General features: G+C 46.8%; 1 protein-coding gene. It reads right to left on the bottom strand.

Annotation, left to right across the window (positions count from 1 at the left end; translation table 11 throughout):
• The coding region (locus R7Q48_RS28650; RefSeq protein WP_318133725.1) for an efflux RND transporter permease subunit at positions 1-620 on the bottom strand (620 nt) is incomplete at both ends.

Consider the following 620-nt stretch of genomic DNA (forward strand, 5'->3'; position numbering starts at 1 on the left):
ACCGTTCGTGTCTTTCTCTTCTTCTTTTAGAAGCAGGTCTGCTAAGAAAGGCGTGAGTGTAATTGCCGTAACCCAGCTCAAGAACAATGAAAAACACAACACCCAGAAGAGTGAGCCCATGAATTCGCCAGTTGCGTCTTGAGATAAGCCGATTGGTGCAAACGCGGTAATTGCGATTACTGTCGCGCCAAGCAAAGGCCACTGTGTTTGTTTCACGATATCGACGGCAGCTTGAACCTTTGTGCGCCCTTTCTTCAGGCCAACCAGAATACCTTCAACCACAACAATCGCGTTGTCCACCAACATACCCAATGCGATGATCAACGCACCGAGCGAAATTCGATGAAGTTCTATGTTGTTGTAATTCATCAAGATGAACGTACCAAACACCGTCAACAGAAGAACCACGCCAATGATCACGCCACTACGTAAGCCCATAGTGAACAACAGCACAATAATTACGATGGCTACCGCCTCAGCTAAGCTGATCACAAACGCTTTTACAGAATCATCGACCTCTTGCGCTTGGTTGTAGAAATAGCTCATGTCCAAACCCGCAGGTTTGATGGACTCTAAACTGCTTAACTCAGCGTTAAGGCGCTCACCTACTTCTACTACGT

Source organism: Vibrio sp. 378, from assembly GCF_033339435.1.